25 protein-coding genes and 1 tRNA gene are annotated in these 26,651 nt (G+C 51.2%); 14 read left to right on the forward strand and 12 right to left on the reverse strand.

Translation table 11 applies throughout. The features are described 5' to 3' along the window. Window position 1: 1 nt before the first annotated feature. A complete protein-coding gene (locus VFT64_10295; protein HEU5048218.1) occupies window positions 2–1,144 on the forward strand; it encodes a PilT/PilU family type 4a pilus ATPase in 1,143 nt (380 codons plus the stop codon). Window positions 1,145–1,207: 63 nt separating this feature from the next. Continuing rightward, window positions 1,208–1,297, forward strand: a tRNA-Ser gene (locus tag VFT64_10300). 112 nt (window positions 1,298–1,409) lie between these two features. Here the strand turns inward: VFT64_10300 and VFT64_10305 are convergent. Next, window positions 1,410–3,791, reverse strand: a complete 2,382-nt coding sequence (locus VFT64_10305) for a hypothetical protein (protein HEU5048219.1) — start codon at window positions 3,789–3,791, stop codon at window positions 1,410–1,412. 395 nt (window positions 3,792–4,186) lie between these two features. Here VFT64_10305 and VFT64_10310 point away from each other — a divergent pair, with 395 nt between their 5' ends. Further along, the gene (locus VFT64_10310) at window positions 4,187–4,720 is read left to right on the forward strand and encodes an isochorismatase family cysteine hydrolase (protein ID HEU5048220.1); all 534 of its coding nucleotides are present in this window, start codon (window positions 4,187–4,189) and stop codon (window positions 4,718–4,720) included. A gap of 157 nt (window positions 4,721–4,877) precedes the next feature. After that, on the forward strand, window positions 4,878–5,288 hold the full coding sequence (locus VFT64_10315) for a hypothetical protein (protein HEU5048221.1): 411 nt from the start codon (window positions 4,878–4,880) through the stop codon (window positions 5,286–5,288). 2 nt (window positions 5,289–5,290) lie between these two features. Here VFT64_10315 and VFT64_10320 read toward each other — a convergent pair whose 3' ends face one another. From VFT64_10320 to VFT64_10330, 3 genes are all read right to left on the reverse strand, one after another. After that, a complete protein-coding gene (locus VFT64_10320) occupies window positions 5,291–7,027 on the reverse strand; it encodes a DEAD/DEAH box helicase (protein ID HEU5048222.1) in 1,737 nt (578 codons plus the stop codon). Window positions 7,028–7,118: 91 nt separating this feature from the next. Continuing rightward, complete coding sequence (locus tag VFT64_10325) at window positions 7,119–7,769, reverse strand: hypothetical protein (GenBank protein HEU5048223.1); 651 nt, start codon at window positions 7,767–7,769, stop codon at window positions 7,119–7,121. Between the two features lie 142 nt (window positions 7,770–7,911). Further along, window positions 7,912–10,035, reverse strand: coding sequence for a methyl-accepting chemotaxis protein (locus tag VFT64_10330; protein ID HEU5048224.1), 2,124 nt, complete (start codon window positions 10,033–10,035; stop codon window positions 7,912–7,914). 411 nt (window positions 10,036–10,446) lie between these two features. Here VFT64_10330 and VFT64_10335 point away from each other — a divergent pair, with 411 nt between their 5' ends. Beyond that, complete coding sequence (locus tag VFT64_10335) at window positions 10,447–12,003, forward strand: FAD-dependent oxidoreductase (protein ID HEU5048225.1); 1,557 nt, start codon at window positions 10,447–10,449, stop codon at window positions 12,001–12,003. Window positions 12,004–12,005: 2 nt separating this feature from the next. On the opposite strand, the gene VFT64_10340 is transcribed toward VFT64_10335, so the two are convergent. Next, on the reverse strand, window positions 12,006–12,773 hold the full coding sequence (locus VFT64_10340) for an anti-sigma factor (protein HEU5048226.1): 768 nt from the start codon (window positions 12,771–12,773) through the stop codon (window positions 12,006–12,008). Then, on the reverse strand, window positions 12,766–13,296 hold the full coding sequence (locus VFT64_10345; GenBank protein HEU5048227.1) for a sigma-70 family RNA polymerase sigma factor: 531 nt from the start codon (window positions 13,294–13,296) through the stop codon (window positions 12,766–12,768). The genes VFT64_10340 and VFT64_10345 overlap by 8 nt, the downstream gene beginning before the upstream one ends. A 139-nt stretch (window positions 13,297–13,435) precedes the next feature. On the opposite strand from VFT64_10345, the gene VFT64_10350 reads away from it, so the two are divergent. Next, window positions 13,436–14,380, forward strand: coding sequence for a metallophosphoesterase (locus VFT64_10350; protein ID HEU5048228.1), 945 nt, complete (start codon window positions 13,436–13,438; stop codon window positions 14,378–14,380). A gap of 14 nt (window positions 14,381–14,394) precedes the next feature. Further along, window positions 14,395–14,706 (forward strand): cupredoxin family copper-binding protein, encoded by a 312-nt coding sequence (locus tag VFT64_10355; GenBank protein ID HEU5048229.1) that lies wholly within the window; start codon window positions 14,395–14,397, stop codon window positions 14,704–14,706. A gap of 1 nt (window position 14,707) precedes the next feature. Here VFT64_10355 and VFT64_10360 read toward each other — a convergent pair whose 3' ends face one another. Together VFT64_10360 and VFT64_10365 are read right to left on the reverse strand one after the other, a co-directional pair. After that, window positions 14,708–15,943 (reverse strand): hypothetical protein, encoded by a 1,236-nt coding sequence (locus VFT64_10360; GenBank protein ID HEU5048230.1) that lies wholly within the window; start codon window positions 15,941–15,943, stop codon window positions 14,708–14,710. A gap of 76 nt (window positions 15,944–16,019) precedes the next feature. Further along, entirely contained in the window at window positions 16,020–17,921 is a 1,902-nt protein-coding gene (locus tag VFT64_10365; protein HEU5048231.1) for a heavy metal translocating P-type ATPase, read from the reverse strand. A 219-nt stretch (window positions 17,922–18,140) separates the two neighbouring features. Here VFT64_10365 and VFT64_10370 point away from each other — a divergent pair, with 219 nt between their 5' ends. Then, a complete protein-coding gene (locus VFT64_10370; protein ID HEU5048232.1) occupies window positions 18,141–18,314 on the forward strand; it encodes a hypothetical protein in 174 nt (57 codons plus the stop codon). 40 nt (window positions 18,315–18,354) lie between these two features. Continuing rightward, complete coding sequence (locus tag VFT64_10375; GenBank protein HEU5048233.1) at window positions 18,355–18,624, forward strand: hypothetical protein; 270 nt, start codon at window positions 18,355–18,357, stop codon at window positions 18,622–18,624. 3 nt (window positions 18,625–18,627) lie between these two features. Here the strand turns inward: VFT64_10375 and VFT64_10380 are convergent, their stop codons facing one another. Further along, window positions 18,628–19,536, reverse strand: coding sequence for a L,D-transpeptidase family protein (locus VFT64_10380; GenBank protein HEU5048234.1), 909 nt, complete (start codon window positions 19,534–19,536; stop codon window positions 18,628–18,630). Between the two features lie 104 nt (window positions 19,537–19,640). Between VFT64_10380 and phbB the strand changes: the two genes are divergently transcribed. Beyond that, window positions 19,641–20,366: an acetoacetyl-CoA reductase gene (gene phbB / locus VFT64_10385; GenBank protein ID HEU5048235.1), complete on the forward strand. Its 726-nt coding sequence runs from the start codon at window positions 19,641–19,643 to the stop codon at window positions 20,364–20,366. Window positions 20,367–20,483: 117 nt separating this feature from the next. Then, window positions 20,484–21,395, forward strand: a complete 912-nt coding sequence (locus VFT64_10390) for a hypothetical protein (protein ID HEU5048236.1) — start codon at window positions 20,484–20,486, stop codon at window positions 21,393–21,395. 56 nt (window positions 21,396–21,451) lie between these two features. Here VFT64_10390 and VFT64_10395 read toward each other — a convergent pair whose 3' ends face one another. After that, window positions 21,452–22,063, reverse strand: a complete 612-nt coding sequence (locus VFT64_10395) for a nitroreductase family protein (GenBank protein HEU5048237.1) — start codon at window positions 22,061–22,063, stop codon at window positions 21,452–21,454. 156 nt (window positions 22,064–22,219) lie between these two features. Between VFT64_10395 and VFT64_10400 the strand changes: the two genes are divergently transcribed. From VFT64_10400 to VFT64_10410, 3 genes are all read left to right on the forward strand, one after another. Next, a complete protein-coding gene (locus VFT64_10400; GenBank protein HEU5048238.1) occupies window positions 22,220–22,729 on the forward strand; it encodes a phasin family protein in 510 nt (169 codons plus the stop codon). Window positions 22,730–22,802: 73 nt separating this feature from the next. Continuing rightward, the gene (locus tag VFT64_10405) at window positions 22,803–23,840 is read left to right on the forward strand and encodes a zinc-dependent alcohol dehydrogenase family protein (GenBank protein ID HEU5048239.1); all 1,038 of its coding nucleotides are present in this window, start codon (window positions 22,803–22,805) and stop codon (window positions 23,838–23,840) included. Window positions 23,841–23,944: 104 nt separating this feature from the next. Next, window positions 23,945–24,862, forward strand: a complete 918-nt coding sequence (locus tag VFT64_10410; GenBank protein HEU5048240.1) for a cation diffusion facilitator family transporter — start codon at window positions 23,945–23,947, stop codon at window positions 24,860–24,862. Here the strand turns inward: VFT64_10410 and VFT64_10415 are convergent, their stop codons facing one another. Both VFT64_10415 and VFT64_10420 read right to left on the reverse strand, forming a co-directional pair. After that, window positions 24,863–25,969: a PepSY-associated TM helix domain-containing protein gene (locus VFT64_10415; GenBank protein HEU5048241.1), complete on the reverse strand. Its 1,107-nt coding sequence runs from the start codon at window positions 25,967–25,969 to the stop codon at window positions 24,863–24,865. It lies immediately after the preceding gene. Continuing rightward, the gene (locus tag VFT64_10420) at window positions 25,966–26,646 is read right to left on the reverse strand and encodes a Fe2+-dependent dioxygenase (GenBank protein ID HEU5048242.1); all 681 of its coding nucleotides are present in this window, start codon (window positions 26,644–26,646) and stop codon (window positions 25,966–25,968) included. Before VFT64_10420 ends, VFT64_10415 begins: the two co-directional genes overlap by 4 nt. Window positions 26,647–26,651: the final 5 nt, after the last annotated feature.

Raw genomic sequence — 26,651 nt, forward strand, 5'->3', positions numbered from 1 at the left:
TATGAGCACTTATACACTTGACGCGCTTCTTCATCGTTTCATTGAGCTCGACAGTGCGGATATGTATCTGACCGTAGGCAGTCCGCCGAGCGTACGCATTGCGGATAAAATCGTCCCGCTGGCGGAAGGACCGCTCACGGATGCGGACGTGGACTCCGTCCTGCGCGAGATTCTCGACGAAGACAAGCTGGACGAATTTTATTCCACCATGGAATTCAATATTCCCATCCAGCGTCAGGATGTGGGCCGTTTCCGCGTCAACGTCTTCCGCCAGCAGCAGCACACGGCCATCGTGCTGCGCCGCATCCATTCCGACATCCCTACCATCGAGTCGCTGAAATTGCCGAAAGCCTATGGCGACCTCATCATGGAAAACCGCGGCCTGATCCTGATCGTCGGCGCGACCGGCTCCGGCAAATCCAGCTCGCTCGCCGCCATGATCGGCCACCGCAACAAATACGGCTACGGCCATATACTGACAGTGGAAGACCCTATCGAGTTCATCCATCAGCCGCAGGGCTGCATCATCAACCAGCGCGATATCGGCGTGGATACCTACTCCTTCGGCATGGCGCTGAAGAACGCGCTGCGCCAGCGACCGGACGTGGTGCTGATCGGCGAAATACGCGACCGCGAAACGATGGAACATGCGCTGAACTTCTCCGAAACCGGGCATTTATGCGTCGCCACGCTGCATGCAGGCAATACCTGCCAGACGATCGAACGCGTGCTGAACTTCTTCCCAGAAGAAAAGCATAAGCAGATCAGCTATAATCTCGCCTTCAATCTGCTCGGCATTTTCTCGCAGCGCCTCGCCCTCACGCTGCAGGGCACGCGCACCGTCGCTACCGAGGTTATGCTAAACCGCGGCTTCATCCGCAGCCTCATCCAGGAAAACAAGCTCAAGGAAATACCCGACCTGCTGACCCGCAACAGCAACGAGGGCATGCATACGTTCGAGCAGTCCCTGTTCAAGCTCTATAGCGAAAATATCATCTCGGAAGAAGTCGCCCTGTCGGAATCGGATAATCCGGCCAATATGCAGCTGCTTATCCGCAAGCACCAGAGCAGCAAAGGCATGGGCGGCGGCCCGCGCCTGACCAGCAGCCCGGATTCTTCCTTCCTGCGCAAGCCCCCGCTATAAGAGATGTCATAGACATAGCCCGATTTTATGCTATAAGCGTCTCACCGCGCGATTTTGCAAGCCGGACAGGTGGCCGAGCGGTTTAAGGCAGCAGTCTTGAAAACTGCCGTGGGTGCAAGCTCACCGTGAGTTCGAATCTCACCCTGTCCGCCATTTTACCCTATATATCAATACGTTAACAGGTGTATCGCCGTGTCTGGCGCTGTTCGGGCGGTTCCTTTTAAAAAGACCGCCGGAGATATTCTGAAAGAGAGAAAAATCACCTCTATTTCTCCTGTTTATCTCCAAAGGCAACTCTGGCGGTGAGCTTACGTTTGCGGCGATGAATAAACAGCATTCCTCCTGCTACCATTAAGATTCCTGATATAGCCACTGTTATGATAATTATCGGATGACGACGACTTACTAGTTTTACCCATATATAGATGCGCCTTATATCCTGATACTTTGCCATGGTAAAATCAGGCGCAGGACAATGATGTCCATAATGAGTAGCCCAGGGAACAATGGCCCCTTTACTAATATACAGACGATATAGCTCTTGAGCACGCCCTTCGTCTACTGGTTCTATCCAACCTGTCGCATGACAAAGAACAGCTGCATAAGCTTGTGACTTGGGTGGTAACAACTCAGCAGCCTGCACAGCTGCTGCTGTGGCCACTTTACGAAAGCTGTGAGGCAAAGTGGTTTCAGCACGGCTTGCCGCCAACCGGTTACGCTCTTCCTGGCTTACGTACGGATTGCCCGATAGGTCAGCATCTGGGGCTTCCAACTGGAGCAATTCATCCCCCATCATGTCATCCCCATGCAACCGCATGATCATGGCCGCCTGATACAACGCTTCAGCTTTGCCAATGTTGGAATTAGCGGATGCTAATGCATCAAGCCACTCAGTATAGCGTTGTGCAAAATCATACTCGGTGGGACCGAAATTACTTTTCTTTTCAGGGAAGTAATCTAGTGCTTCATGGTAGCTTCCCATGCGCATTAATCTGTGCGCCGTAAGTAACTTAAGGGTTTTATCTCTAAATTGCTTATAAAATATCCGGTAGTCATACTCGTGCGAATCGGAAGCAGCCTGCGGGGCAGTCTTCTCAGTCACTTCATGCGCCTTAACAAATTGCTTCAGTTCATCAATGGTAAGAATTCTGTCGGCAACAAAATAAAAATCGCCAACATCCTGCAGAACATAAAGTTCTTCAAACGACTTCACAAACTGACCGCGCGCCAAAGCAAGTATGGCTTTTTCATGTGCCATGGCTTCATTACGTGGATCAAGCGAAGGATGCACGGTTTCCCGCTGTTGCTGTTCTGCAGCTTTTTCATACAGGCTGGCAGCTTTCTCAATGTCATTTGCATGTAAGGCTATCCGGGCTTGCGTCCATATGGAAAAGGCGGATTGCTTTTGCTGCGCGTAATGGCTGACCAGGTCAAAATTATCTATCTCAAGAGCAGCCGCAGCCAGTTGATCGGCCACATCCTTATCTTCAGCAGGAAATAACTTAAGCAGCGATGTGATGAATTCCTCCCTGCTCTCGACACCACCAGAAGAACTGCTATAGCCTTGAGTATCGCCCCAAAAGCCTGAGTGATAACCGCGGACATAGGCAATAAACATCCGCCGGATCATTTCATCCTGCGTCAATAACGTAAAATCGGAAGGCTGATTCTTGATTTCCTTGCAAAGTATATGCAGAGAATTCAGGCCCCTTTTGGAACCGGTCTGTGCCTGCATCACATAAAGCCGGACAGCTTCACGGAAATGTTCCAAACGGCCAGATTGATCCGGTTTGAATTTATCTTCTCCTAATACGCCCCCGGCTTCATCTAGGGCAAGCCGAGCCTCTTCCCCATAGCTTTCTGAGGCAAGCCCAAGTGGATCGGGTGCTCCTTTCGCAACCATATCCCGTGTCTGAATAAAGGCGTTTCTAGCCTTATCATATACACCAGATTTGGCATGAGTACGTCCCAGCATGAAAGTCGCCCAGACTTTATAAGCAGCTTCAAGATGAGAATCCTTTACTACCTGCGCCTCATTGAAATAGGTCAGAGCATGCTGAAAGTCCCCTTGCTTAAAGGCAACAGCACCCGCTGTATATGCACGCAGTGCAGATGGCAGATTCTTGCCCACGTCATAAGCTGCTTGATATGTTTTAGCATCCCTTGCCGTCTCTAGGCTGCTTATTTGCTCGGGTGTCAGATTATCATGCTCAAATTTATTCCGGGCAGTAGTATCATTTGATACAGGAGGATATGCATGATGATTCCCTTCAACAGAAGCGAATATAATGGCTGGCGTCTCAACCAGCTTCTTTACTTCAAAGCTCCAATCGTTTGCTGCAGGAGCCAACAGAATAACTTCCCGGCTATTCAAAGAAGAAGCGCGTGAACTGGGAATAAAGTTGTGGCGATGGGTATAGCTTCTTCTTTTGGTATGCCATTTACTTGCAGGCAGAGCAGCAGGTGCAGCTTCTGGGGGAGAATACGGAGCAGGAAATTCGGCTGCAGGCGCCGGATGTTCATTTTCAATAGCAGCCGGAGTCAGTGTACGCAAAGGCGGATCTGCATAAACAGACTGGCCCCAAATTGTGCTTACCATAGCGGTGAACAGGAAAATCTCAGGCAGCACCCGCTGTGATGAACGCATTCTGTATCTCAAATATTAAATAATCTCTCTACTCTAGCCATAAGTTGCTCTATTAGTCAACATACTGTTATCACATAATTAAGTTGACTTCGTCCGGACTTCGAGCAAAACTATCATAAACAGGGGAGAATCTAGGAACTTCGCAAGTTCGAATCTCTCTTGGTCCGCCATTAATTTACTCTGATGCTGGTTTCCGTTGCCGCTCTACTTACATGCTGTCATAGGGGGATTCTAACACTCTTTCAAATGATTTGCCTAGATGCATCTATTGCCACATTATCAATACACATTGCTAGTAAATCAGCTCGGCACTTTTATTTCTGCTCACAATGTACATATAGAGAATATATAACCGCAAAAGTAAGAGTGAAATATATCAACCAGAGTGGGGATATATGTCCGATATTCTTATTATTGTGGATGCTCAGAAAGGTTTTATCACGCAATGTTCATCCCATGTGCTGGAGAAACTGAATACCCTTCAGCATCAGTTTAAGCATGTCATCTTTACAAAATTTTATAACCCCGATCCATTGCCGTTTCGCAATATTCTGGATTATCAGAAACTGACGCCAGGCCATTCGGATACGGATCTGGCATTAACCGCACGCGAAGATGCTGTCATTATTGAACGTCCTCTTTACACATGCGCTACGCAGGAACTGTGCGAGTATTTAACCCGTTTGCAGGCCAGAGAAGTCTATGTATGCGGCGTCGCTACCGAAGCCTGTGTATTGAAAACCGTCATAGATCTGTTCGAGCTTAATATTCGCCCTTATGTCATTGAGGATATCTGCGCAAGTGATCAGGGCGAACATTACCACAATATAGCGATAGAGCTCATGAAGAAGCTAGTCGGCAAAGAACAAGTCATTAAAGCGGAGCAGCTCAATAACCTACTGCATATTCAAGCATCAAAAACGCTATAGCTCTTGCTCCGTCCTCACAACGAAACGGATATCTAATTTTCTCAATTCAGCCCCCAATATTAAGCTTGCCCCAGAACATAGCTGTTTTTTAATAATAGACCCGCTAAATAAACACAAACTTAACAGCACACTATATAAGAGGTACTCTAAGAACCGTATGAATTCACTATGGAATACATTTTTTAAAGCTTCGCCGTGGCAGGCCGCCGCTAAACAGGCGGATGCGAATTGGCAATTAACAATGGCGTGCTGGGAAACTATTTTTTACCGCACGCAAATGATGGGACAGGCGCTTGAGGGCAAGATTCCCTTTTCTCATCCCGAATTCACGCATATGTGGCAGGAAAAAATAATGGCTGTGGCCGAAGGCAATATGGCCGCAGCTTCCGAGATACAGAGCATGTTTCTGAAAGCGCTTGCAAACCCGGAGAAACTACCCCGGACAACGGAAAAGATGCTGGATACGGTCGTGCATCAATCTTCCAGGCTTCACAAGATTGCCTCCGCACCCATACACAGGAAAGCGAAAAGCAATGCTAAGCGCCTGCGCAAGAAATCCGTGAAGTAATATCAGGTCCTGCGCTCTTTATGCTTCTTCTTGAAGTGATGCTTCGGTTTTCCACCGTCGCCATGCTTCTTGAAAGGCGATTTGCGGTCATTATGCTTTTTGTGGACTTTGTGCGAACCGCCCTTGCCCTGTTCAGGCGTGCCCGGCGTTCCTTGTATCTGTGTCACCACAATATTCTTCTCTATCCTGCCGCCCTCGCCTATGGCTTTGAAGAAATTCTCCACACAGTCGGCAACAAGCTCCACATGGGTTTCATTCTGGTGAATCTTAATCGCGCCGATCTGCCGCTTGGTGATATTGCCCTTGCCGCAAAGCATCGGCAATATCCAGCGTGCCTCTGCCGACATGTCACGCCCGGCGGAAAGCGATATCCAGACACTGTCCTTGAAATCCTCGCGGGACGCTTTTTTGCTATCGGCAGCAGGCGCCGCATCCAGCAATTCTTCCGGAGCGGGTTTCTGGGCGTTATGCAGGCGCAGCAACGCCGCCGCAATCTGTTCGGGCCGATGGCGCGCAAGCAGTTCCGCAATCGCCGGTTTTTCTTCGTCTTTTATCTTTTCATTAAACACCGGATTCGCCAGGAAACGCTCACGGTCGCGTTCCAGAATATTTTCAATCGAAGGCGGCTTACCCCACGCTGCCTTCACCTTGGCATTCTGCAGCACGATCTCCGCGCGCCTGCGCCCGTTATGCGGGACAATCAGCACGCTGATCCCCTTGCTGCCCGCACGCCCGGTGCGACCGCTGCGGTGCAGCAGGATATCGCGGTTCTTAGGAATATCCGCATGGATCACCAGCGCCAGCCCCGGCAGGTCGATTCCTCTTGAGGCAACATCCGTTGCCACGCATACATTCGCGCGGCCATCGCGTAACGCCTGCAGCGCATGGCTGCGCTCGCTCTGGCTTAATTCTCCCGAAAGCGCAACGACGGAAAACCCGCGGTTGGTCAGGCGGCTGGTAAGGTGATTGACTTCCACGCGGGTGCCGCAGAAAATAATCGCGCTTTTCGCATCGTGATAACGCAATGTATTGATAATCGCATTTTCGCGGTCGCTCGGTGCAATGCTAAGTGCCTGATATTCAATATCCGCATGCTGTTTTTCCTCTTCCCGCGTGCTGATGCGCTTTGCGTCTTTCTGGTATTCTCTTGCCATGGTGCTGATGGCTTTGGAAACCGTCGCGGAAAACATCAGCGTGCGGCGTTCCTTCGGCGCAGTGTCGAGAATATATTGCAGCTCCTCGCGGAAGCCCATATCGAGCATTTCGTCTGCTTCGTCGAGCACCACGGCTTTCAGCTGGCTCGTATCGAACGATCCGCGCTCCACATGGTCTTTCAGACGCCCCGGCGTGCCGACCACGATATGGGGATTACGGCTCAATGCCTGTCGTTCAGCACGCATATCCATTCCGCCAACGCACGAAGCCACCGTCCCGCCGCTTGCACCGTACAGCCATTCAAGCTCACGCGTCACCTGCAGCGCCAGTTCACGTGTCGGAGCAATGACCAGCGCCAGCGGAGCCGCCACTTTGCCAAAGGACTGTTCCTTCCCTAACAGCGTCGGCGCCAGCGCTAGACCAAATGCAACCGTCTTGCCCGATCCCGTCTGCGCGGAAACCAGCAAGTCGGAGTTTTGCAGCTCCGGCGCCACCACAGCCTGTTGCACGGAAGTAAGGCTGGTATAGCCACGTTTTGCCAATGCGGCACTAAGTGCGGGAATAACGCCGGGAAATTCAGTCATATGCTCTTCTTTCTAATGTGAGGCTATCTCATACGCGCTTAAGAGGTATTCAACAACAAATAAAAGCATTAGATCCCAATCTACTACTTGTTTATCTCGCAATATCCTTCCCTGAACCGCCTTTCATAAGCGTTGCACATGCAGAACGGCATTCTGCACAGGTTGCAGGGTCCCATACACGCCACGGTGACTGTTCTCCTAAGGGCCTACCCTCATTATAGTAGATTGCAACATCCGTGGCATCGGGAGCATCCGGTTTAATCATGGCTCGTATACTATGAATATCCTGAGGATCAATCGTTTGAATTACATCAGTTGTTAAGCGTGCTGTAGAACCCGCCCCTACCATTCTTTCCGGCTGCTGCTGCGCAAACGGCACGGTTTCATCGACTACATATTTTTGCTGGAGCATGGGGCTTTGTAAAAGCAGATCCGCCTGCAATCCCCCATGATCATGGAGGCCGCATTCCTTCATCGGAGCCCAGCGATTAAAAATCAGCCTTAAATGATCGGTTTGGAGTACGTCGATCCCAAATAACGGCTCATTCGGGTTTCTGGGCCCTATTAAATCCCTTAGCTGCTCTTCGGTTAAACCCCTCATTCTTTCAAGCAATGCCTGTACCTGGGGACGGGTCGGATTCTCCAGCCTTTCCATATCGGCCATTAAGTCGGGCTCACCTGCCTGTGTCAGTAAATCCCTCAGCTTTTGGGTTTTAGCTTCATCACCATTAAACCACTGCATATATTCCTCAAAATTAGATTAAATCCGCATTTTGCAGCAATATAGCATTTCTAGTGTTAATATATTATTAATGGGATAAATCAATTTCAGGTAGCATTGCAATGAGCACCTGGCTCATATTAGGCAAAAAAATACTTGCTGCTTACCCCGCCCGCACGCGCTGCAGGAAACTATCCACCTGAGCGTTCAGGTCTTGCGCATGTTGGGTGAGTTCTCTGGATGCCACCACAATCTGCTCGGAAGCCATGCCTGCATGGTTGGAGGAAGCATGAACATCTTCCAGACTATGCGCGATGGACTGCGTGCTGGCTGCCGCCGTCTGCATGTTCTTTGCGATTTCATTCGTCGTGGCCGACTGCTCTTCCACCGCAGAAGCCACATTGGAAGTCGCCTGTGAAATCGATCCCACCGAACCGCCGATTTCCGAAAGAGCCGAAATAATATCTTGCGCGGCATGGCGCATTTCATCCACAATAACCTTGATTTCCGCAGTGGTTTTATTGGTCTTATTGGCAAGGTCCTTCACCTCCCCCGCCACCACGGCAAAACCCTTGCCCGCTTCCCCGGCACGGGCAGCCTCAATCGTTGCATTCAGCGACAGCAGGTTAACCTGCCCGGCAATCTGCGCGATCATATTCATCGCATCCGCTACCTTAACCGTCGCTTCATTCAGCGCATTGGCAGCGCGGTCGGCATTATGCGCCTTCTCCTGTGACTGGCTGACCAGCACAGTGGTCTTCTGAAGCTGGCTGGAGATTTCCTTCACAGTTGCGGAAAGCTCTTCCGCAGCCGCGGCGACGGATTGCACATTGGACGTTGCACTCGCAGCCGCGCTGCTTGCAGCGGATACCTTGACGACGCTGTCCTTCGCAGTTCCGGACATTTCCTGGGCCGATTGTGAAAACTGTGCAGCAGCTGAGGAAACGATATTCACAATGCTTTTGACGCTCTGCTCGAAATCGGTCGCCATACGTTCCTGAGTTAGCTTCTTCTCCTCCTCAAGCTCTTTCTTCTCCAGCACCCCATAAGCCAGTTTTGCCTGCAAAGCCTTCACAAGCGTGAGCGTATGCTGTAACTCATCGTCACCGACTTCGATCTGGTTATCGTATTTCCCTCCGGCAATCGAATTCAGGCTCGAATCCATATAGGTCAGGCGTGCTGTAATAACCTTGCGGATAAGCCTTGTAATGAAAAAAGCAGCTACAATAGAAACCAGTACTGTGGTTATATTGACAGCCAGCCCGACAGCCGTATCGCTTTTGGCCTGATCATACTCGCTCTTTGCCACATCCATCTGCAATTGCATGAGCTTCTGGTTAGCTACCTCAACTGCATTAAAAAGCGGATGTGCATTCGGCAGGAAGCGGGCAAGTTCTTCCTTCTTGTTAGCTCTGGCAAGCTCCAGCGCCGGCCGGAGACCGGATGCAATATACTTCTCATACTGCTCGACATATTTGGCCGCCAGCACCGTTTCTTCAGCGGTCAGATAGGTAGCCATATAATCCGCCCATACTTTTTCCATCCGGGGAATCGCTTCTTCCGTTGCCCGAATGTGCGGCGTGGGATCTTCCTGTCCGCCCGCAATGTAACTCAAATGCAGCATCGTGCTGTAAAGCGTGGTATGCACCTCCGCCAGCTGGCCTGCCGGTATGGTGCGGTCTTCATAGACGGTACGCAATGACTCAGTGGTCTTAAATTTATAATAGGTCCCGACTGCGCTCGTAATGAGAATGAACGCGCAAAGTATTCCTCCCATCGCAATAATTTTGGAACTGAACTTATCGAACCAGCGCCGGATTTGCGCGTTTCGGGAATAATCAACAATCCTACCATGCTCAATTCTTAAAGAGCCCGCTTCGTCATTCACAAAGCGCTTGTAAATTTTACTGACCGCTTCCGTAACAGAAGGGTCAGGTTTACTGCGGATTGAGATATATCCCATGATCGCATCATTCTCAACCACAGGCATGGCATTGGCATGCACCCAGTAATGATCACCATTCTTTATACGATTTTTTACATACCCGCTCCACGGCCTGCCTGCTTTCAGGTCACGCCACATATCTTCAAATGCCTGACGCGGCATATCGCTATGGCGGATAATATTATGCGGCTGGCCGAGCAGTTCTTCTTTATCGAATCCTGAAATATCGGTGAAATCTTTGTTTATAAACTTTATTTTTCCCTTTGCATCCGTACTTGATACGATAACAGAACCATCTTTCATTAAGACTTCATTTTGGGTAACCGGGCCATTATCGCGCATGAGTACTCCTGATTAACTACTGTTATTGCATAAACCAGCAATATCAGAATGGGACACCTTAAGCTTGATTCTAGTCAAACCTATCGATTGATAACAATGAGCAAATACGCTCAATACAGTTAAAAATGATGTTATGAGAACCAAATAAGGAAAATTTATCGTTGCAACTGAAAGCTGCTAGTCCGGTTTCACGTGCTTGGGTGCAATTGCGGGCCTTAGAGAAGCCGCTACTGGACCGAACGATTAGTATAAAAATCATTATTTTGCATCCAGTTGGAATAATCCTTGGATTCGTATTCAGACACAATAGATTATATTGAAACTTAATGCGCTTACCTATCATCCCCCTAGCATTTTTATGCCTTCTGTAGGCACCCTTAGCATAAGCATTTTTCCAGAAGAGGAGATCCTATGCAGCGCAGCAAAGATGAATCCGTTTCCGTGTGGCAGACCGACGAAATGCAGGAACCCGTCTTCTCCACGCTTGCGGATAATTTAACCACCGAAATATGCATCGTCGGCGCAGGCATTGCGGGCCTCACGATAGGTTATCTTTTGGCAAAAGAAGGAAAATCCGTTGTCATTCTGGATGCATGGGGACTTGCGTCCGGCGAAACCAGCCGCACCACAGCCCATTTGACCGCTGTGCTGGATGACAGGTTTTACAATCTGGAATCGCTATTTGGCGTAGAAAATAGCCGATTAGCAGCCGAAAGCCATATGGCCGCGATTAACCGCATCGAAAACATTATCAAAGCAGAAAATATCGACTGCGATTTCGAGCGTCTCGATGGTTATCTCGTGGCACTCGAGGACGACCAGAAGGATGCTTTCAATCAGGAGCATGATGCCTTAAGGCGCGCTGGCTTCGCGGATATGGATGTGCATACGCATGTTCCCGTTCCGGGCATTCAGCTATCCGCACCCACCATGCGTTTCCCTCAGCAAGGTACATTCCACGCCACAAAATACATGACCGGACTCGCAAACACTTTTCTGCGCCTCGGCGGACAGATTTATACTGGCAGTCATGTCAATGAGGTCAAAGGCGGGAAAGCAGCCTATGTAAAAACCGACAATGGAATGCAGGTGCAGGCGAGCCATGTCGTCGTTGCTACGAACACGCCTGTCAATGACTGGGTGAAAATGCATACCAAGCAGGCCGCTTACCGGACCTATGTTGTGGGTTTTGAGATTCCCAAGGATAGCTATCCCAACTTCCTGCTATGGGATATGCAGGATCCTTACCATTATGTGCGCATCGTGCGCGGCAGCACGCATGATGTGCTGATCGTCGGGGGAGAAGATCATAAAACAGGACAGGCGCAGGACCCGGCAGACCGTTACCGCCGGCTGGAGCAATGGACACAGCGCTATTTCGCAACGATTGGAGCAGTGAAATACCGCTGGTCGGGACAGGTAATGGAACCTATAGACTCGCTGGCTTTTATAGGACGCAATCCGGGGGACGAACATAATGTCTATATTGCAACCGGCGATTCCGGCAACGGCATGACGCACGGCACGATTGCAGGCATGCTAATCGCCGATCTCATTCAGGGTCGCCCGAATGCATACGAAAAATTATACGACCCGGCACGCAAAACTCTGAAAGCCGTACCATGCTTTATCAAAGAAAATGCCAATGCTGCCGAGCGCATGGTGGCTGACCGTATCAAAGGAAGCAAAGTGGAAAGCGCGCTTGCTCTTCGTTCCGGCGAAGGAGCAGTATTGCGCGACGGCACTTCGAAAATCGCGGTCTACAAGGATGAAAACGGCCAGTTGCACGAACGCTCGGCCGTCTGCCCGCACCTTGGATGTATCGTGCAGTGGAATCCGGGAGAGAAAAGCTGGGATTGCCCCTGTCATGGCTCCCGCTTCGGCATCAACGGAGAGATTCTGAACGGCCCGGCGACAAAACCGCTGGATACTCTTGAAGCAAAGAGCCCGCGCAAAGCATCTGCATAAGCTTATAGCTCTTTCTGTATCAGCTGCGTGAGAGCCTTGAGCTCCTGCATATTCAGGTCGGATACTGCAATAAAGCGCATATGGTTCTGCTGCCAGCGTATGACATTGTAACCGCGTTCAGAACCGGTTTGCGATGAAGCGCTTTCTTCCTGCACGGGAAAAATGAACACATTGATAATATGTTTGTTACGGCGATACGTGAGTGCCGCTGTGTTCTGGTGCTGCAGATAATCAAGCCTCCCACCGAGCAGCGGATAGCCTTGCGCAGCGAAATCATAAACCGGTGGTGAAAAATCGAGCTTACCCGTAAACCAGGGTTTCACCGTATGGCGATCGGAAGAGGCGACATCATTCAGATGCTCCGCCATGAGCGAGCGCACATGTTCCGAAACCGCTTCATCCATCCATGCATCCTGACTTCCCGGCGCAGCAACATAGAGAATGCTGGCAGCCGCAAGCGCCGCGGCGGAAAATGCAGGAGCAAGCCAGTGGCGTGCCTTCTCCAGCATCGCCTGCCATGTACCCTCCGAATCCGAACTCTGGGCTGCAACAGCCGCAAATACATTGCTGCTAAGCGAAGCAGGAGCCTCAAAATACTGCGCATGCGCCTTCACCCCGGAAGACAGATGCTGTATTTCCCTATATTCGTGCCTGCACGAAGAACAGGATTCCAGATGTTCGGCAACAAGCATGCTCTTCGCCGGTTCCAGTTCGTTGTCCAGATAACCATGCAGCAAACGCAAACAATCGTTACAGTTCATTTCAGTCATGGGAATACAATTTCAATAATTCCGTTTTCAGCATCTTCCGCGCACGCGCCAGCCGCGACATCACCGTTCCTATGGGAATTTCTATTACCGCAGAAATATCCTTATACGCCATCTCCTCAAGTTCTTTCAGGATAATCACTTCGCGAAACGGCAGTGCCAATGCCGCCAGCGCTTTATGCAGCAAGGCAGCATCCTGATTTCGTATTGCCGCCAATTCCGGTGTCTGCATATGCCCGAGAATATGGTCGTCTTCAGCTATTTCATCGCCGATACTCACCTCACGATACACCCCGGACTGTTTCAGCCATGTGTAACTCTGGTTACGCACAATGGCGAGCAACCATGCCCGCGCATTTCCATCCGTAAAGCGATGCATGAAACGAAATGCCCTTAAGTAACTCTCCTGCACCACATCCTGTGCGGCGCTCTCACTGCCGGTAAGCCAGCGCGCAAGATTATACGACGCGTTCATATGGGGCGCGAATAACTCGTTAAAACGTTTCACATCAGCCTTGGGGTTCATTCATCCATCTCTATAGAACTGACCTTGCGCCCGTTTTATTCCCGGATGCTAAAATTTTTTTACCGGGAATAAAAACGCATGAAGGAAAGTTATATATCCCGAATGCCATTCTCACAAGCTATTAACTTATGGAGCTTTTATGACTGATGACTCTTCTTCCGGCATAAGCCGCAGATCTTTCCTCAAATGTTCGGCATGGGCGGGAACCGGCGTAATATGGGGACTGGTGGGCGGAATCCCGCGTGCCTTCGCCCTAGACGATGCCACCAATCTTTCCGCTTCCGGGAAACTGGACAGAAACTTCCACTTCATACAGATCAGTGACAGTCATATCGGCTTTAACAAGGCGGCCAATCCCGCTCCCGTTAAAACGCTGCAGGAAGCAATCGGCAAGATCAATGCGTTTCCTATAAAACCGTCCCTGATTCTCCATACAGGCGATATAACCCATCTTTCAAAAGCTTCTGAATTCGATACCGCGGCAGAAGTGCTTAAAGCGCTACCCGCCCCCGTGCATTACGTCCCTGGGGAACATGATGTGATCGACGAAGGCGCAGGCAAGCTCTACATGGAACGCTACGGCAAAGGCACCAAAGGTCAGGGCTGGTATAGTTTTGACGATCACGGCGTTCATTTCATAGCGCTCATTAATGTCTTCAATTTCCAGAACGGACAGGAAACCAGCCTCGGAGCCGAGCAGCTAAAATGGCTGGCGGATGATCTGCGCGCCGTCAATATTAATACACCTATCGTGGTGTTCGCCCATATTCCGCTCTGGAGCATTTACAAATCGTGGGGCTGGGGCACGCAGGACGGGGAACAGGCACTCGCCCTGCTGCGGAAATACGGTTCGGTCACCATATTGAACGGCCATATTCATCAGGTGATTCAGAAAGTGGAAGGCAACATAACCTTCCACACCGCCCGTGGCACGGCCTATCCGCAGCCCGCTCCCGGCGCAGCCCCTGCCCCCGGCCCCATGCTTGTGCCTGCCGATAAGTTGCGCACCTATCTCGGCATTACGGACGTAACAACTGTGCAGGGTTCCCACGCGCTGGCACTCGTAAATTCAACATTATCGTAAGGAAAGTAACGTTTATGAAAAACTTTATACGCGCCGCCATTATAATACTCATGACCTCTTCTTCACAGGCATGGGCAAAAGACACCGTCATTGAGATCAAAAACCACCAGTTCACTCCCGCAGCGATTACCGTGACAGCAGGCACGACCGTAATCTGGATAAATAAAGACGACGATCCGCACACTGTGCTTGCGAAAGGCGGCGTGTTCCATTCCGCCGCGCTGGATACAAACGATAAATATTCTTATACTTTCACCAAACCTGGCACGTACAAATATCTCTGCACGATGCACCCGGTTATGACAGGCAGTATTATCGTGAAATAAATCAATCCAGCTTCACGCGGGCAAACAGCATGAAGGAGGCCGGGTTGCTGCCGTAATAAGGCGTAAGGCTGTCCGGTAGCGCGTACACACTACCGAGGCCGCCAAGACCGAGTTTGACATGCTCAGCCAATGGCATATCATACACATAGCCGAGGCTCAGCTTGCCGACATTGAAAGTCTCTCCGGCAAGCGGGCTGGTCTCGTCGAACAATTCGTCCTTCTGCGCCCACTCTCCACGCCCGAAGAAGGTATGCGTGTCATGCAGCTTCACAGCCGACTCCAGCAAAAGCGCATGCAAGGAATGGCCCGGACTGTTTTCATCCAGCCCCCAGGCGAACGTGGTCTGCCAGTTATTATCGTTAAACGGCAAGTTATAAGTAGCGGAAGCCGTGGTGCGATGCTGGTTGACATCAGGTTCTAACTGTTCAGGACTCTTGATATAACCGTAACTTACCTGCATCGACCAGTTAGCGGTAGGATTATAAGTCAGGCGGCCGGAATAGGAGTTTAGGCACGGCTCATCGAAATTCCAGCGGAACTGATCCGGCTCTCTGCCATTGAAAGCAGAACCTTCAAACTTCCAGTTGTTCAATATATATCCCGCTGTCACCACGCCGTAAGTGATATGGGTGGAATCCAGCCAGTGGTGTGCGATAGGCGCTTCCGGATTATCCATGCCTGAAAAACGGTGCATGAATGTCGCAGGCCCAAGCGCCGGTTCACCGGGATAACCGACATAGACAAATGCCGAGCTGTTCTCGGTAACGGGATGGCTGTATGTGGTCGAAAGCTCCATGAACAGATCATGCGGATGCTGCCGGTCGATGAGCGGCGTGTGCCCGTCACCTGTTTCGCCTGTCTGCAGCAGCAGAGGATAACCGTCCTTTCCCATCAGCGGATCGAGCGACATCATGCCGCGAAAGCCTACCGTACCGCCCGCAAGCGGATGCGAAGCCATGCCCATCAGCATGCTTTCGCTGAAACTCCTGTCCTTGCCGCGCGCACCTCCCTGATTATCATAGATAACGTCGGCATATCCATTCACCATCGTCATCCAGTCGCCATACATATTCTGGATGCCCTGCATCGGTGAGGAATCCGGCTGCCATGAAGTGCCGGAAGATTCGCGGTTCATGGGATATGCACCGTAAAAGCCATGCATGGACATGGAGTCCCCCCCCATATCCATATGCTGCATGGCATCCTGCTCTGCGGCAAGGGCTGCAAAGGGAATCATACACAAACTGATTGCTATGCTGCGAATAAAAACCATAACGCAATATCTATCAGGTGCCTGTAAATAATCCATATAGTCATCTTCTTTTTTGCATATCGCTTCGTATATCGCTCCATGCAAGCCGCAATGCATTCACAATAGCCAGCACGTCTATAGCCTCCTGCAGCAAAGCCCCTGCTACCGGAGTGATTAATCCGGCAGCGGCAAACCCCATCGCAATCAGACTGAGTCCCATGCCACCGATAGCGCTTTGCAGCACAATACGGCGCATGGCGATACTGATATGCAGCAACTCGTCCACCTTCGTCAGGGTGTTTTCCAGAATGACGGCCCCTGCCGCTTCGGATGTTACACTGCTATGCTGGCCGAAAGCAACGCCCACCGTAGCGGAAGCCAGCGCCGGGGCATCGTTGATACCGTCACCCATAAAGAAAGTGGGAGCTTTCACCGTTTCTGCACGCACGATAGCTACTTTCTGTTCCGGAGCCTGCGAAGACAGTGTTTCCTGGATACCCAGCACTCCGGCAAGATATTCCACTTCCGAAGCGCGGTCTCCGGAAAGCAGTATGATTTTGCTGAACTGGTGCGACGGCTCGAGATGACTGACAAAAGACTTGCTGTCATTTCGCGGAGCATCGCGGAAGCGAAAAGTCGCCGCATACTGACCGTCCCGAAGAATGACGCATTCCAGCCCCGCTGCCGTTGGCGGAAGCATTGACGCAATATCGGGGGCCGAACCCAGCAATTGCTTGCGATGTGTCACTCTCATTTCATGCTCCGCCACTCTTCCTGTAAGCCCCTGCCCCGGTTTTTCAGAAACACTGGTGGTCTTCAAGGCCGGAAGTTTTTCTTTCTCCGCAGCGTCCAGAATAGCTCCTGCCAGCGGATGCTTTGAATAATATTCCAGGCTCGCTGCCTGTTGCAGGATTTCGTGAGACAAAACGCCTGCTGCCGGAATAATCTCCGTCAATACCGGCTTGCCGTAGGTAAGCGTGCCGGTTTTATCGAAAATCGCCGTGCGGCAGGTAGGCAGCCGTTCCAATACGGTGGGATCTTTAATGATAATGCTCCGCTTGGCAGCAATAGAGATAGCGCTGATAAGCGTAACCGGAATGGCAATAAGCAGCGGACACGGCGTGGCAACGACCAGCACAGCGAGAAATCGTACGGAGTCGCCACTGAAATACCACGCAGCGAGCGCGGTGAGCAACGCCAGCGGTGCAAACACAGCACCAATCTGATCGCCAATTCTGCGCATGGTCGGGCGCTTCTGCTCGGCATCCTGCATGACCTGCATGATCTGCGCATAGCGGGAATCTGAAGGAAGCTTCTCCGCCCGGATAGTTATCGCCGATTCCCCGTTAATGGCACCGGATATGACTGACGCGCCGGGGGCTTTCGCTATGCGGTAGGGCTCGCCTGTGAGATAAGATTCATCCATGGAACCATTTCCCTCAACGACTGTACCGTCTACCGGTACGGTTTCATGCGGCAGCACCGTAATCTCATCACCGATGCCAATATCGGCAATCGCTATTTCTTCGAGTGTTTCGCCTTTCTTGCGGTGCGTTATAGAAGGCATACGCCCTGCAAGCGCAAGAAGGACCGAAGACGCCTTGCGCATAGCGTAATATTCCAGCGCCTGTCCCCCCGCCAGCATGATGACAATCAGCACGGCAGCGAGATATTGCCCCAGCCATACGCCCGTTGCCAGCGCCAGCGCCGCAAGCAGATCCGCCCCCAGATTACCGCGTAGCAATTTCCATAGAATCTGGAATGCTAACGGTATCCCGCCGACTGCGGCAACCACGATCAGGGGAATATCCGCTGCCTGAAAATGATATATGGAAGGCAATGCCATGTGGAGGGTGACATAATGCGCCCCTATGGCTGCCAACCCAAAAAATAATATAGTCCAGTCCCACAAAAGCACCGGTGGCGTGTAACTCTTTATATTATGTGTAGGATGCTTTTTCATATCCTGAATTCCTGCTTATTCTTTCCCTTTCAAAGGGCGTACCGGCTGCCGCAATCCATATCTATTTTTTATATGGGCTTCTGTACAGTTGCAGCCGCACTCTCTTTGAGAAGAAATTACAGTAGTTTATTAAAAATCTTCTTTGTTTGACTCTGGTCAAGTTTTTTTCATGGGAAGGGCATATGCTGTAACTTCAATCAATACAAGGAGACCCAGATCATGCATTCCGCTCACTCCTCTCTCAAGCGGGACACTTCCGCTTCTCCCGCCATGGTTTACCTCAAAACTCCACAGCCGGTTCTGGTACCGGTGGCTGGCGCACAGCCTGTTCGGCGTCCCATCCCTGCCCTCACCCGTGAGGAACAGGAAATATGCGATAAGGCGACCGACTAAGCAGTATCAACCATCTACTTGTAAACTAAGGAGACGTTTTATGAAGATTTGTACGATGACAGCATTAGCTCTTCTGCTCGGCGCATGTGCAGCCTGCACACAGCTCAGCCCGGAAGACAGGAAACTTTTGACGGAAACGCATGACCTGGCGCAGCAGGCCAAACAAGAAGCGAGCGAGGCGAAAGAATTGGCAAAGCAGGCCCAGGCCAGCGCAGCCGAATCTGCGGATGAGGCATCGCAGGCAGCAGATAGCGCCAATAATTCTGCCAAGAAAGCGGACCGTATCTTCCGTGCTGGCCAGAATAAATAAAAGTTAGTGGCGGGAACGATGCGCAATGACAACGGGAATACCGTTATGTTCCATCAGGGCGTTATCGACTTCATACCAGTCGATATCGCTCTCCCCGCCTGCTTTCTGCCGCACTGCTTTGTGCACGCCTTCCACACTGGCCGGTAGCGGGGATTCATATTCCGCAATCGTATCCAGCTGTTCCTGAGTAGGAACGACCTCAAGATAAAGCGTGTCTCCTTTCCAACCGAGCTTATAGGGCTGATCGACAATATGAACGGCGGTTCCTTCTTTGACAGCCTTGAACAGCACCTCAATGTCTTCCGGATAGAGCCGGATGCAGCCATGGCTGGAACGCACCCCGATTCCCTGCGGGCGGTTCGTACCGTGAATGCGGTAACCTTGCCAGTTGAGGTAAAGCGCGTAGGCACCGAGCGGGTTATCAGACCCCGGAGGAATCATCTTGGGCAAAGCGGGATTCTGGGCGCGCATCGATTCTGGAGGAACCCATGCAGGATTGGCCCGCTTATCTATAATCGCCGCAAGACCGACGGGTGTGCGCCATCCTTCCATCCCTATGCCGATGGGAAACGTCATGACCACGTCCGGGGAAGAAAAATAAAACAACCGGAGTTCCGGCAGGTTAATAACAATACCTCGATGCGGTGCAGCGGGCAGCACGTGCATGGTAGGCAGCACCAGTTCCGTATCTTCTTCCGGCACCCATGCATCCACATCCGGATTGGCGGCCAGCAATTCTACAATGCCGAGATCGAAATGCCTGGCCACGGAATAAAGCGTATCTTCCTGCTGTACGGTATAACGTGCGGTTTCGCCCACAGCCTCATCCTCAATGGAATAAGTGGCAGCCTGCGCGGCGCAACCGAACGCGACAGCAAATACCGATACGATCAATCTCAGTCTGAAATGCATGTTATCAGTATAGCGTTCAGAAAAGCTCCGGTATTTGACAGCAATCAAGAATCAAATACCCAATACATTTAAAATACAACCCATTATGTAATAAGGAGGAATTTATGACAAGAGTAGCACTCGTAACCGGAGGTACAACGGGCATCGGCGCAGCAACCTGCAAAGCGCTGAAGGCAGCAGGCTACAAAGTGGCGGCAAACTATGTCGCCAATGAGGAACAGGCCAGAACGTTCGGAAAAGAAAATGACATAAAGGTCTATCAATGGGATGTCACACATTATGATCAATGCGCCAAAGGGATAGAGCAGATCGGCGCTGATTTCGGAAGCCCGGTCGAAATTCTGGTTAACAATGCCGGGATTACACGCGACAACATGATGCATAAAATGACGCCCAAAGACTGGGACAGCGTTATCACTACAGATCTTTCAGCTGTTTTTTACATGAGCCGCGCCGTTATTAATTCCATGCGCGAGAAGCAATTCGGCCGCATCGTCAATATCAGCTCCGTCAATGCCCAGATGGGCCAGATCGGACAGACCAATTATTCCGCCGCCAAAGCAGGTATCATCGGCTTCAGCAAAGCGCTCGCCCGGGAAACAGCGCGCAAAGGCATTACGGTGAACGTTATCGCGCCGGGCTATACGGATACGGATATGGTGAAAACCGTACCGGAAGATGTAATGAAAAACCTGATCGCGCAGATCCCCATCGGCAGGCTTGCCAAACCGGAGGAAATTGCGCATGCCATATTATTCCTCGTATCGGATCAGTCAGCCTGCATTACCGGCGAAGTTCTCTCCGTCAACGGCGGTTATCACATGGAATAACCGATATAAACCTGCGTGGTTTTAGCAATCTGGAATGTTTTGATTCCGGTCAAGGTTCTGACCATAACGGAATATATACTCCTCCCGCAGATAACATTTCAATGTGAGGAGAAAATTATGAAACATTCAAAAATAGTGATGGCGGCTATAGGGCTATGCGCCTGTTGCGTCACCCCGGCAATGGCCGGCGAAAAAGCGGCTTCGGCTCAGAACATGCCCCAGCTGACAACCGCAGCCGACGCTGGACAATCTGAAACTCCTAAAGCAATACAGGCTCTTTTAGGCAACATCAGCGCTGCCCTGGTGTCGAGCGATTACGGCATGAACGACGATGCTATTCATTATCTCGGCAAGGCCCGTCAGAATTTAAGCGATCTGGAAAAGAATCACCCGGACCTTAAAACACTCGACCATCTTCATCTGGGCCGGATCGAATATACCGTCAGACCGCCTGCCGGAACAAAATACAAGCAATGGCACTTTGCCCTCTTTCCGTTTGAAGAAAGAGTATTTGCCGTCTCAGTGCCTGCCATAGACACAAAGAGAGAAAAACAACTCGGCATTATCCCTAAAGGTGCCGGGACGACATCCTTGCACATGGAGTGGGACAATGCCAGAATCAAAGTTGACCTTGAAAAAGCAATCAAGGAACTTTCCGACCGCAATACTGCTGAGGCAATCAAGGTACTTCAGACTATCCTGAGCACGGACATGGTCACTACCGAGATCGAGCAGAAATCGAACGATATGCTGCAGGGCGTATACGATAATATCGTACTGGCAGATGATCTGCTGCAGCAGGGAGACTACGGTTTTACACGCCTTGCCCTGGAGCATGCGCGTTCGCAGCTAAGCCACAATGCCGCAACCGTCATGCTGAAATACAACGGCCAGGAACACAGCCTGAGCACAGAGATTCAGGCAGCCGAGGCGGAACTGAAGACGGAAAGTCCTGGCATCGCTGAAAAAATAAGAGAAAAAATGCGCCAGTGGATAGATACGCTCAAAAGCTCAATGACGGCAAAGTAATCTCTTGAGGGCCAATCTTTCAACGGTCTAAAAATTGGCCCTTTCTTCTGCCGGGATCACTGCCAGGTCAATATCTCGGCAGGCTTACGCGGAACCGGTGTTGTTTCTCCGGCGGGCACGCCAAGAATAATCGGAACAACTGCCACCATATCCACCGGAATTTCCAGCTCCGCCTTCCACTGCGCGGAATTCAGCGCCGAGACAGCAAACCCGATAACGCAGCTGCCGAGTCCTTTATCGCATGCTGCCAACATCAGATTCTCGGCAGCAAGCCAGCAATCGGCCTTCACGAACGGACCATGCATTTTGCTATAGATGACAACCAGAGTACCGGCATTGTAAAATACGTTAAAATCCGGATTATTCACCATCTTCAGCGCATGCGACGCCATATGGTTCTCGACGGAAAAAGCCTCCTGCCGCACCAGTTCCTTTGCATCACGCGAAAGCCGGTCGAGCATTTCCTTATTCTGGATAACGGCAAACGCCCAGGGTTCCTCATGCATGGCGGTCGGAGCCTGCACGGCAGCGTCCAGCAACGCTTTGATTGTCTCGTGGTTAATAGCTTCCGGCGTATAATTACGCACCGCCCGGCGGTGATAAATAGCATCCGTAACACTCATAGCATGCGTTTCGGTGACGGGTTTTGTCTTAAACTTGGAAAACATAAACTTCTCCTCTCTTAATGATAAGACCAATCACTACCGCAATATAACATGGGAGAATTTGACCGCGGTCAAACCTCTTGCTCCCCTGATGCGCTACAAAGGAAATATGTTGTGCAAGACGCGCAGCAATATCCAATCATTTTTCAGGGAGCCTTTATGACAACATCCGCTCATACAAAAAAACACGCCTCCGAACACAAAAACCACGGTGCAGAAGCCAAGATCACGGAAATGCTGCAGGATGCAGAAAATAAAGCCATGGAAATAAACAGCAAAAATATGGAGAACTTTGCACAGGCTGCCAATACCTGCAGCAAAATGGCGGGCGAACTCGCTGCTGCCTGCTCCGGTAATATCAATTGCATAGCGGAAAGCAGCAGCAAGGCCTTCCGTGTCGCGCAAGAACTGAGCCGTGAACTGGCGGAAAGCTATAACCGCAGCTTCTCCAATTTGTGCGAACTATCGACCGCAGCTTTCTCTTGCCGCACGAAGGAAGATCTCTCTAAGCTCCAGCATAGGATGTTCCGCCAGACCATGGATAATTATTTCGATGTAGCAAATAAAATGCTCAGCATCACTTTCGACAGCTGCAGTGAAACGCTGGAGCCGCTCAACAAGCGCACGACAGCAGTCGCGAGACAAATCAAGGAAGCTTTGGCCGCATAACAGAAGACATTACCGTCCGGGAAGAGAATCCATAAGCACACTTCCCGGACACTATACATTTAAGGAGAATGACATGAAAGCGCTCGTCTATCGCGGCCCCGGCAAGAAAGCCCTTGAAGATATGCCCATGCCGCAAATCCAGCTGCCGTCTGACGCAGTGGTGAAAGTCACCAGAACGACGATTTGCGGCACCGATCTGCATATCCTGAAAGGCGATGTGCCGACCTGCGAACCGGGCCGCATTCTAGGCCATGAAGGAGTCGGCATTGTAGAAAAAATCGGCGCAGGCGTGACAGCTTTCAAACCGGGAGACCATGTGCTGATTTCCTGCATCACCTCCTGCGGCAAATGCGACTATTGCCGCAAAGGCATGTATTCCCATTGCACCACGGGCGGATGGATTCTCGGCCACCGCATTGACGGCACGCAGGCTGAATATATGCGCATTCCGCATGCGGATACGAGCCTTTATAAAATCCCGGCAGGGGTGGAAGAAGAAGCGCTCGTCATGCTGAGCGATATTTTCCCCACAGGATTTGAATGCGGTGTGCTGAACGGCAAGGTCAAGCCGGGCGACACGGTAGCAATCGTCGGCGCTGGTCCCATCGGGCTCGCCGCACTACTGACCGCGCAGTTTTATTCTCCTGCAAAAATCATCATGATCGACATGGATGATAACAGGCTGGAAGTATCCAGGCATCTCGGTGCCACCGACATTATCAATAGCAAGCGCATCGATCCGGTCGCTGCGATCAAGCAACTGACTAACGAGGGAGTGGATAGCGCCATAGAAGCAGTCGGTGTGCCAGCAAGCTTTGAATTATGCGAAGAAATCATCGCTCCGGGCGGCGTCATCGCCAATATCGGCGTGCACGGCGTGAAAGCGGATCTCCATCTTGAACGCCTGTGGGACAGGAACATCACCATCACGACCCGCCTTGTCGATACCGTTACCACACCGATGCTGCTTAAAACCGTGCAAGCGAAGAAAATCGATCCCAAACAATTGATTACGCACCGCTTTAAGCTTGCCAGTATTCTGGATGCTTACGAAACCTTTGGCAAAGCCGCTGCTACCAAAGCACTTAAGGTTCTGATCGAAGCCGCATAATACACGCTATTCCACGCGCATATCGCTTCTTTATTTACTTTCCGGCAGAATATTCATTTCTCTGGTGATGGAAAGGAGAACGATATGCAGGGGGATGGGTAGATATGGCGGATCATCATCACAGCGCATATGCTATTATCGTCTCGCTGGCGGCCGATTGCGTAATCGCAATCATCAAATTCGCCGCTGCCTTCTTTACCAACAGCTCCGCCCTGCTCGCGGAAGCCATTCACAGTGCACTGGACGCAGGTAATGAAGTAATCCTGTTGTATGGCAGGCACATCGCCGTGCAGCGAAGCCCGCTTTACCCGCTTGGGCGCGACCGCGAACAGTTCTTCTGGTCCTTTATTGTTTCCCTGCTGCTTTTTTCAGCAGGCGGCGTATTCAACCTGTACCAGGGTATTGAGAAATGGGCACATGGAAAGCCGCTGGAGTATCCGGCAATCGGTGTCATCGTAATAGTGCTTTCCCTGATTGCCGAGATATACGCATTGCGTGCCTGTTTTAAGCAGGTGGACCGGAAGAATCCTTACGGCTCGCTCTGGGAATGGATACGCTACACGGCAAACGCAGACCTGCTGGTGGTAACATTGACCAATGTCGCCGCTATTTTTGGGTTAATCGTTGCGTTAGTAACTTTAATCACCAACTGGATCACCGAAGATCCCCGCTGGGATGCCGCCGGATCGCTGATAATCGGCCTGCTGCTTATTGTGGCTGCCTTGCTGCTTGCGCGCGAACTCAAATCACTGCTGATAGGAGAAGCCACGCGTTTCGATTATAAGCAAGCCCTTACAAAGATTATGGAATCCATCGTGCCGGGCATGCGTATCCTGCAATTCATCGCACTGCGCCGGGGTCTTAATAAAGTATTTCTGGCATATAAGCTTCATCCCGGTCCTTATCAACGCACTCAGGATGCCATCGACATGACGAACCGCCTGGAAGATGAAGTGCGTGCCAAATTCCCCGAAGTGGCCTGGCAGTTCGTGGAGCTTGATACACGCAGTAAGCCGGATTGACTACACCCTCCCGGCTTTTCTCCGTCCCTTAATAAGCCACATGGAAACACCTGTGATCGCAAATAGCAGCGGCATGAATCCGGTGAGGAACACAAGCGTGCGCCAGAGAACGCCGAATCCTTCACTCGTATGAATCGCATGCTGCCATACGACGAACTGCTCAGCAATTGTATACTCTTGCGGGTTGCGAATCTCCATGACACGCTTCTGCCACGGATCGATAAATACCGTAATAACAGGCTCGCCTGCCCTTGCCCCCGCTTTGAGTAGGCCGACGCGGTATGGCTGATTCAGCCTTCCAGGTAAATTAATGGAAACAAGCCTGCTCTCCGGCACAGACTGTATAGCCAGCGCCGCTACTTCATCCACATTCATCGGCTCCTGATCTTCCAGAGGCTCGAGCTTCTGTGCAGGCGGCGCTTTGAAGTCACGTAAAACAGCCACGCTACCGATCATGGCATCCATTGTTTTGGGAAAGGCAAGATAAACACCGCTGAAACTCACCGTAATCAGCATCAGCACACTCCATATCCCTGCCGCCCCATGCAGATCGCGATGTAGAAGAAACCCTGGCACGCCAAGCCGGACGGTAAAAGCCCGTTTCCACTGCCCATGCCTCGGCCACCACAAAACAATACCGCTGATGCCAAACACCAGCATCGCCACACCGAACCAGCCGACAATGCTACGCCCTCCATATTCACGCAGCATCAGGTTCGTGTGCCAGTCTTCCACCGCATGCATGAATCCGGAATCTTCTTCATGTATTATTTGCAGCGATACCGGATCGACCTGTATACGCACCCGCTTCCCCTGCCTGCCATCAGAAGTTTTCTTATGCGACTGCTTGCTGAAAAAGACACTCGCATATTCGTTCGTACTCCCAGACCGGAACATAGCGGGCTCAAACTCTTCCGGCACGGCAGCGCGCGCCGCTTCTATAATCTCGCCCACACTATGCGGTGTTCCGTTGGCAAGCGTTAGGGACGGTTTATAAATGCTGCGCTCAAACACCAGCATGCTTCCGGTAAGCCCCTGCAATACCAGCGGAACGCATAGCGCAATGCCTAGCCAGAGATGAATCTTATGTAACGCATGGCGGATCATGCATCCCCCCAGCGACGCAGCAGATTATGGTAGATACCCGTTAACTGCACGCCCGCTTTATGTTCCGGCAGATCGCTCAAAATGGATTGAATTGTATTATCCAGCTGAAACAGCAGCGTGCGTTCTTCATCGCTCCTGACCATGCTTTGTATCCAGAAGAATGCCGCAATCCTTGCACCGCGCGTCACATTCGTCACATGATGTATGCTGCTCGCCGGATACAGGATCATATGACCCGCCGCAAGCTTCACACTGTGAGCGCCGTACGTATCTTCCACCACCAGCTCTCCACCGTCATACTCATCCGGCTCGCTCAGGAAAAGCGTGGCTGAAAGATCCGTGCGCACGCGGTGCGGCGTGCCTTTCACCTGTCGGATGGCATTATCGATATGCGAGCCGAAATTCTGGCCTTCGCGGTAGCAGTTGAACAAAGGTGGGAACACCTTGAGCGGCAGTGCAGCGGACATGAACAGTGGATTTCGCTCCAGCGCCGCCAGAATGACATCACCCAGTTTACGCGCAACCGGATTATCCTCCGCTAGCTGCATATTATGTTTCACCTGAGCAGACTGGTAACCGGCTGTCACCTTCCCGTCCGCCCATTCCGTCTGGCCGATCAATCTCCGGCACTCAGCCACCTGCTCTTTATTTAAGACATTGGGAATCTGTAATAACATGACAT

It is taken from the genome of Rickettsiales bacterium, assembly GCA_035765535.1.
Lineage (GTDB): Bacteria > Pseudomonadota > Alphaproteobacteria > Rickettsiales > JABCZZ01 > JABCZZ01.

Bases quoted from the DNA above. Each gene is read 5' to 3' on its own strand.
- VFT64_10295 (HEU5048218.1), top strand. From the start codon at position 2: ATGAGCACTTATACACTTGACGCGCTTCTTCATCGTTTCATTGAGCTC.
- VFT64_10305 (HEU5048219.1), bottom strand. From the start codon at position 3,791: ATGCGTTCATCACAGCGGGTGCTGCCTGAGATTTTCCTGTTCACCGCT.
- VFT64_10310 (HEU5048220.1), top strand. From the start codon at position 4,187: ATGTCCGATATTCTTATTATTGTGGATGCTCAGAAAGGTTTTATCACG.
- VFT64_10315 (HEU5048221.1), top strand. From the start codon at position 4,878: ATGAATTCACTATGGAATACATTTTTTAAAGCTTCGCCGTGGCAGGCC.
- VFT64_10320 (HEU5048222.1), bottom strand. From the start codon at position 7,027: ATGACTGAATTTCCCGGCGTTATTCCCGCACTTAGTGCCGCATTGGCA.
- VFT64_10325 (HEU5048223.1), bottom strand. From the start codon at position 7,769: ATGCAGTGGTTTAATGGTGATGAAGCTAAAACCCAAAAGCTGAGGGAT.
- VFT64_10330 (HEU5048224.1), bottom strand. From the start codon at position 10,035: ATGCGCGATAATGGCCCGGTTACCCAAAATGAAGTCTTAATGAAAGAT.
- VFT64_10335 (HEU5048225.1), top strand. From the start codon at position 10,447: ATGCAGCGCAGCAAAGATGAATCCGTTTCCGTGTGGCAGACCGACGAA.
- VFT64_10340 (HEU5048226.1), bottom strand. From the start codon at position 12,773: ATGACTGAAATGAACTGTAACGATTGTTTGCGTTTGCTGCATGGTTAT.
- VFT64_10345 (HEU5048227.1), bottom strand. From the start codon at position 13,296: ATGAACCCCAAGGCTGATGTGAAACGTTTTAACGAGTTATTCGCGCCC.
- VFT64_10350 (HEU5048228.1), top strand. From the start codon at position 13,436: ATGACTGATGACTCTTCTTCCGGCATAAGCCGCAGATCTTTCCTCAAA.
- VFT64_10355 (HEU5048229.1), top strand. From the start codon at position 14,395: ATGAAAAACTTTATACGCGCCGCCATTATAATACTCATGACCTCTTCT.
- VFT64_10360 (HEU5048230.1), bottom strand. From the start codon at position 15,943: ATGATTCCCTTTGCAGCCCTTGCCGCAGAGCAGGATGCCATGCAGCAT.
- VFT64_10365 (HEU5048231.1), bottom strand. From the start codon at position 17,921: ATGAAAAAGCATCCTACACATAATATAAAGAGTTACACGCCACCGGTG.
- VFT64_10370 (HEU5048232.1), top strand. From the start codon at position 18,141: ATGCATTCCGCTCACTCCTCTCTCAAGCGGGACACTTCCGCTTCTCCC.
- VFT64_10375 (HEU5048233.1), top strand. From the start codon at position 18,355: ATGAAGATTTGTACGATGACAGCATTAGCTCTTCTGCTCGGCGCATGT.
- VFT64_10380 (HEU5048234.1), bottom strand. From the start codon at position 19,536: ATGCATTTCAGACTGAGATTGATCGTATCGGTATTTGCTGTCGCGTTC.
- phbB (HEU5048235.1), top strand. From the start codon at position 19,641: ATGACAAGAGTAGCACTCGTAACCGGAGGTACAACGGGCATCGGCGCA.
- VFT64_10390 (HEU5048236.1), top strand. From the start codon at position 20,484: ATGAAACATTCAAAAATAGTGATGGCGGCTATAGGGCTATGCGCCTGT.
- VFT64_10395 (HEU5048237.1), bottom strand. From the start codon at position 22,063: ATGTTTTCCAAGTTTAAGACAAAACCCGTCACCGAAACGCATGCTATG.
- VFT64_10400 (HEU5048238.1), top strand. From the start codon at position 22,220: ATGACAACATCCGCTCATACAAAAAAACACGCCTCCGAACACAAAAAC.
- VFT64_10405 (HEU5048239.1), top strand. From the start codon at position 22,803: ATGAAAGCGCTCGTCTATCGCGGCCCCGGCAAGAAAGCCCTTGAAGAT.
- VFT64_10410 (HEU5048240.1), top strand. From the start codon at position 23,945: ATGGCGGATCATCATCACAGCGCATATGCTATTATCGTCTCGCTGGCG.
- VFT64_10415 (HEU5048241.1), bottom strand. From the start codon at position 25,969: ATGATCCGCCATGCGTTACATAAGATTCATCTCTGGCTAGGCATTGCG.
- VFT64_10420 (HEU5048242.1), bottom strand. From the start codon at position 26,646: ATGTTATTACAGATTCCCAATGTCTTAAATAAAGAGCAGGTGGCTGAG.